Source organism: Mesotoga sp. UBA5825, from assembly GCF_002432955.1.
GTDB lineage: Bacteria > Thermotogota > Thermotogae > Petrotogales > Kosmotogaceae > Mesotoga.
Genome location: NZ_DJHG01000023.1, coordinates 46,266 through 52,216 on the forward strand (window position 1 = coordinate 46,266; position 5,951 = coordinate 52,216).

A 5,951-nucleotide genomic window follows, 5' to 3' on the forward strand; every position below is an offset into this window, starting at 1 on the left:
TTCACCGTTCTCCGACAAGAGCTAGACCAGTTGCAAGTGCCAAGATGCAAGTTGCAAGCCCTAAAGTAAAGAAAAAGTCAAATCCCGTCATTCTGATAAAGCTTCAGGTCAGAATCTCGATCTTCACGTGAACGCAACGGCTCCTTTGCCCGCGAAGTAGAACTGGCTTTGCCAAATCGGTTTGGCATTCTTGTAGTTTTTCTCGCCACAGCTTGCAGTGACTGGCTTTTGAAGATCCGCTATACGCTGAAAGATCAGTTGCAAGTTGTCAGTTCCAAGTTGCAAAACTTAGAAGAAGCCTACGTCAGCAGACTGACTTCCCTCTCTCTCTTCTCTCGTGAGCGTAGCGAACCTCTCTATGCTCTCTTTCTCGATTGTTTTTGTTTTGCCCGCGAAGCGGAACTGGCCACCAAAGGTGACTGGCTTCTCAAGAGCCGCTGTACGCTGAAAGATCAGTTGTAAGTTGTGAGTTCTAAGTTATAAGCCAGGGGTTGAACAAAAACATCGCATTCCGTCATTCCGACAAAGCTGGTCGGAATCCTGATGCTCTTGCTTCATTGCCCTAACCAAGAACGAAGAAGCAGATACTCGCACTCTAGGTCATCCTGACAAGCTCTTGGTAAGGATCTCCGTGAATAATAGTACAGAATCCAAGAATCGGTTAATCCCCACTTTTGCCATTGAAGATGAAGAAAGAGATCCCGTGCACATGCATCACGGGATGACCCTGAATAGTAGTCCAAAAAAAGAGCCCCCAAACAGGAGCCCCAAACAAGAGCATTTTAGGGCAGGCTTACGGGTTATGAAGTAAGGAGTGTGTACGAGTGACATGGGAGGATAGCCTTCTCTTGCATCGCGTCATTCTGAGATGATCCTGCTCAGAATCTCGCTCTTCTCGTGATTGAGCGAACTCTCGATAATGCTCTTTCTCGCTTGATGTTATCCAAGGACTGGTCCATGATCCGGGACGTGCAACGAAGGACGGTTCTTAAGAGATGCTGAAACAAGTTCAGCATGACGCATTGTTAGATTCTCTGAACGATCTCGATCTTCCTACATCTATTCTCAAACCTCTGACCCCGGCCTTTGCTCACAACTCACAACTTGCAACTTGGAACTGATATTTTGCTTTTTCCAACCTCCCTCCTACCCGCAACCACGGTCTTACCCTCATTCATCCTTATTCGGCAGCACTTTTGCCAGGTTCGGGATAATGCCGATGGAAACCTTCTCTCCCTCGGGATAAATTTTCTTTTCGGCGGGGTTGTCTATCTGCACCAGGAGTTCTCCGTGCTCGGTTGCCACATATGATTCGAGGCTTCCACCGAGATATATGTTTGTCGTTACCTGGCCTTCAATCATTCCCTCTCCGGGATCAACGAGTTTGAGAGACTCGGGTCTGGCCATAATCACGGCGGCTTCTCCAGGTGATAATTCCGGCGAGAACTTGCCAACCTCCACTGTTTTGTCTTCAAACTTTGCTTTGCAGGTTCCATTCATCTCGAGAACCTCCACCGGTAAGAAGGCTACTTTTCCTACAAACCCCGCAACGAACTTTGAGTTTGGATCCTCATAGAGCACGTTCGGTGAGCCTATCTGCCTTATGAAACCGTTCTTCATCACGATTATCCTGTCCGAGAGACTCATTGCTTCGACCCTGTCGTGAGTCACGTATATCGTGGTGATTCCAAGCGTCTTCTGAATCCGCTTTATCTCGACTCGCATCTGTTCCCTCAACAGGGCGTCCAGATTTGAAAGAGGCTCGTCTAGAAGCAGTACGGAAGGCTCCACGATCAGGCTTCTCGCAAGGGCGACACGCTGCTGTTGGCCGCCGGAGAGTTTCGAAGGAGCCCTCTGGGCCAGATCCTTCAAGCCGACCAGATCGAGAGTGCTCATTACTTTGTCCTTTATTTGCTTTGTGGGAAGCTTTCTCAGTTTCAGGCCGTAAGCAACGTTGTCAAAGACGTTCATGTGCGGAAAAAGCCCGTAACTCTGAAATACTGTAGCAGTATCTCTTTTGTTGGGCGGCAGAAACGTGATGTCTTCATTCCCCAGAAAGATCTTTCCCTTTGTGGGCAGTTCGAATCCACCGATCATCCTGAGCGTCGTCGTCTTCCCGCAACCAGAAGGACCCAGCAGAGTGATTAATTCACCGGGTTCTATATCAAAGTTGGCATTGTTAACGGCTATAACATCTGCCTTCCCTTTGACATCTTTGAAGACCTTGGTGACGTTTTCGATCCTAACTGAGACAGAAGTCTTTGACATCCAACCACCTCGCAAACCAATTATCAGTTTAGAGTTACGTTCTTTTCCATGTACTCGTTCTTTCGCACAAGAAGTCTCATCAGTCCGAACGCTCCGAAGACGATGATAATCAATACGGTGGAAAGAACGCTAGCCAGTCCGAATCTTATCGATTCTGAGAAGTTATATATGAGAACCGTCATGTGGTACCACTTAGCGGATATCAGGAATATGATCGCACTGACGGCAGTCATCGATCGGACAAAAGTGTATGACATCCCGGAAATGAATGCCGGACGTATCAGAGGCAAGACGATCGTCCTGAAGACCGTAGTCGAATCCGCGCCAAGATCCTGCGCGGCCTCCTCTATAGCGGGATCTATCTGCCTGAGAGTGGCCACTCCTCCTTCGACACCGACGGGCAGCTCCCTTATTATGTAGTTGATAACGATAATTGCCCCAGTTCCAACGAGAATCAACGGGGGTTTGTTGAAGGCAAGCACATATGAGATACCGATCAGCGTCCCCGGTATGGCGAACGGTGCGAGAATCAACCCCTCAAGAACCCTCTTCCCCACAAACTTCTTCCTGACGATTACCAGCGCAGCCATCATCGCTATCAGTCCGGCGAATGGTGTGGCGATTGCCGACAGGGTGAAGGTGTCTACAATCGCGTCCCTTCCTCTCTGCAGCGCTTCCGTTATGTTCTTCAGAGTGAAAGAGTAGTCTATACCCCAGTTGGCTACGAAGCAGCCGGCCACTATCGTTCCATACAGTCCGAGGATAAAGACGATGATGAGAACGATAAACGTTATGAGGCCGAATTTTACAGGCTTTGAAACTAGATCGCTCAGTCTCGAAGAGGGCTTTCCGGTTACAGTTACGTATGATTTCCTGCTTACCCAGAATCTTTGAACTAGGAAGGCCGTTAGTGTAGGCATAAGCAGCAGTATGGAAAGAGCCGCACCATGGCCCAGCCTGTTTCTTCCTGTGACTTCAATGTATGCCTCTACCGAGAGCACCCTGTAAGATCCCGCCAGGAGCAGTGGGTTTGCAAAGTCAGCGAGGGAGTTGGTGAAAACGAGCAGCCAGGAACTGAGAACACCGGGAATAGCCAAAGGGAAGGTGACCTTCGAGAAGGTCTTCCATCTGCTACCGTTAAGGTCGAGAGAAGCCTCCTCGAGTGTAGAGTCGATTGCCTGTAGAACTCCCGAAAGAGTGAGGAAGGCAATCGGGAACATGCCGATAGTCTGTACGGCTGTAAGGCCGCCAAGTCCGTATATGGTAAAGTCTTTCAGCCCGAGTATTTGCTTTGTTATCAGTCCGTTGCTTCCAAAGAGCAAAATCAGTGACAAAGACAGGGAAAATGGCGGAGAGATTACGGGCAGAAGCCCCATAGTGCTCAGGAACTTCTTTCCTCTTATGGCCGTTCTGTTTATGACAAAAGCGAAGATGAACCCAATAATCGTGGAGAATGTAGCCGTGAGGATGCCAAGTCTTACGCTCCCCCACAGCGCACCAAGATACTGTCTGGAAGAGAGAATTGTGACCCAAGTACGCATCGAGAATTTGCCGTCGGCCAGAAAGGTCAATCTGATAGCCTCAAACAGAGGATAGGCTACGAATACTCCGACCATCAAGAAAAGGCCGAGAATAACATATCCTATTACGGGATCTCTGAAGAATTTCGAGATGAAATAAATGATAACGAAGACAGCGAATGCGGCTATCATAAATAAGTTTAGTAGATTTGCGTAATTCTCCCCAGCCTCTGCAGACATCAGAAATAGCAGAAAGCCCGTAACGTCGTAACGAGTTTCGTCTATCAGTGGTGCAAACACCAGCGTAACACTCTTTCCTTCGAATGAATACTTGAGGGAAGAGTAGTAGTTCTCAAGATAGTAGACGCTTTCAAGTCCCTTGTCGAAGTCCTCCGAACTGTAATTCGATTCATAGAAGCTTCTCAGTTGTTCGTTCGGGGTCAAGATCTGCAGTTCATCCCAGCCGGGTACTCCGTGAACATAGATTATTTCCGCTTCGTCGAACTCCTTGCTTACTGCGGTAATCCAGTCCTCGGCAAGTTCCCTGTCTCTTGGTGCCGATTCGGCAAGAACCGTAACCAGCTGCCTTTGGTTGTCTCTAACAACCTTAAAGAAAGAGTCTTTCAATGTATCGAAGATCCAGAAAAGGGCGACAAAGACTAAAACACTAATCAACGCGAACGATAAGAGTTTTCTCCAGGAATACAATCCGATCACACCCCAAGAGTAACCTTGATTGGTGAAGCCAAAGTGAAGAAGAGCAGGAGACTAGCTCCTGCTCTGATCAACCAATTATTCTACCCCGCCGCCTATTTCTTCCGTCCAGCGATCGAGCAGTCTTTCTTTGTTCTCAGCATCCCAGACATAATCCTGGTGAACTGTCTTGATTTCTTCCATGCTGAAAGAGAGCGGATGCTTCGGAGCGATCCTTGAAACTGGTATAACGTACCAGCCTGCAATGATTGCCTGTGCCTCTTCGGTCAGTATCCAGTCATACAACTTCTTCGCATTGACAGGATCCGGTCCGCCCTTGATCAAAGACATCGAAGCGATCTCGAAGCCTGTACCTTCTTCGGGAACGGTTATAGTAATGTCGGCACCTTCGGCCTTCAGCTTGACCATGTCATGGGCATAACCTATTGCGAAGGGTATCTCTCCAATCGCAACGCTCTTTCCTCCTGCCGAACCGGATCTCGTGTACATCTCGATGCTTCTGTCCAGTTTCTTCAGATAGAGGAAGGCGAGGTCCTCGTCCCCTCCGAAAAGAGAAATCATACACGTAATAAGGTTGTAGGCCGTCCCAGAAGTATTTGGATTCGCTACCCTTACGAGATTCTCATATTTGGAATCTAGTATGTCGAACCAGCCCTTCGGTGGTTCAAGTCCTAGCTCAGCTGCACGACCATTGTGAGTGGCGAATGCCAGAGGTCCAAGGTAGAGACCTATCCAATAGCCTTCGGGATCCTTGTATTGCTCGGGAGTATTTGCGGCCGCCCGAGAGAAATAAGGGGTTGTGAGACCCTTCAGCTTTGCACTGATATGATTCAGTCCCACTCCTCCAACCCATATCGAGGCTTGAGGATTCAGCTTTTCAGCCTCCATCCTTGCTTCGGCCTCTCCACCGGAGAGCCTCACCCAGTCAACCCTGATACCGGTGACTTCTTCATACTTGTCGAAAAGCTCTTTTGCCGCAAGCTCTTCAAGAGTCGTGTAAACGGTGAAAGAATCGGCGGCGAGAAGGGTTACGGAAAAGGCAACACAGATGACAGTAATCAAAACCAGAAATCTTCTCATTCAAAGAAACCTCCTTGAAAGATGTGTGATTTTGGAGAACAGTTGTCATTGTTGCGTTAGATTAAGGTAGGATGAATTATGTGACTTGTGGTGATTATACCATTGAGAAGACTGAAAACTAACGCACACGCACACAGATTTTTTCATTTTCGTGGAGAAAGGCAGCCAGTCTGTGAGCCGGGTTATAGAGTTCGGTTCGGTAAGAGCGGGTGAAGCAGATTGTGGGGATACTCAGGTTTTAAATTGTCCGTCCCCTACGAAAACCTCGCAGCTTGCCATTCTGAAACAGGAGCCGCCCTTGGAAAGATCCGCTGTACGCTGAAAGATCAGTTGCAAGTTCTCAGTTCCAAGTTGCAAGCTGAATAAGAA

At 48.3% G+C, this 5,951-nt stretch carries 3 protein-coding genes; all 3 read right to left on the bottom strand.

Annotated elements, in window-relative coordinates; translation table 11 throughout:
* Positions 1–1,170 precede the first annotated feature (1,170 nt).
* Positions 1,171–2,268 carry an ABC transporter ATP-binding protein gene (locus tag B3N33_RS02145; RefSeq protein ID WP_292590026.1) on the bottom strand — a complete coding sequence of 366 codons (1,098 nt, stop codon included), beginning with the start codon at positions 2,266–2,268 and terminating at the stop codon, positions 1,171–1,173.
* A 23-nt stretch (positions 2,269–2,291) separates the two neighbouring features.
* A complete protein-coding gene (locus B3N33_RS02150) occupies positions 2,292–4,505 on the bottom strand; it encodes an ABC transporter permease (protein WP_292590028.1) in 2,214 nt (737 codons plus the stop codon).
* A 75-nt stretch (positions 4,506–4,580) separates the two neighbouring features.
* Complete coding sequence (locus tag B3N33_RS02155; protein ID WP_292590030.1) at positions 4,581–5,582, bottom strand: ABC transporter substrate-binding protein; 1,002 nt, start codon at positions 5,580–5,582, stop codon at positions 4,581–4,583.
* Positions 5,583–5,951: the final 369 nt, after the last annotated feature.

Excerpts from the sequence above, each read along its gene's own strand:
- B3N33_RS02145 (WP_292590026.1), bottom strand. The coding sequence starts at position 2,268 with ATGTCAAAGACTTCTGTCTCAGTTAGGATCGAAAACGTCACCAAGGTC.
- B3N33_RS02155 (WP_292590030.1), bottom strand. The coding sequence starts at position 5,582 with ATGAGAAGATTTCTGGTTTTGATTACTGTCATCTGTGTTGCCTTTTCC.